Below are 311 nucleotides of genomic sequence, written 5' to 3' on the forward strand. Positions count from 1 at the left end.
AACCCCATTCCCTGGCAGAGAAGGTTGCGTAATATCGCTTATCTGCCTAAGCGTTCTCTTGTGAAACGCTTTATGGACGACGTTATCCAGCCCGCCATGACGCTGGTTCAGGAAGAGCTCAACAAGCAGGGAACGATTAGCCACATCAATGACGCTGCCGACGATCGTATTCGCCTTGAAGTCGATCTGGGTAACGAACTGAACTATATTTATGAAGTGAGGCTTCGCGGGTATAACTCGCCAACCTTCGCCCTGGCTGCGATGGATAATGATGAGCAGCAGGCTGAGCAACATCGATATTATCGCGCAGA

1 pseudogene is annotated in these 311 nt (G+C 50.5%); it reads left to right on the forward strand.

Going from position 1 to position 311, the window contains the following annotated elements:
* Positions 1–311, forward strand: a pseudogene (locus L977_RS13525) (choline transporter); the annotation flags it as partial.

This window comes from Enterobacter sp. ZOR0014, from assembly GCF_000798855.1.
In the GTDB taxonomy this organism is placed as follows: Bacteria; Pseudomonadota; Gammaproteobacteria; order Enterobacterales; family Enterobacteriaceae; genus Enterobacter; species Enterobacter kobei.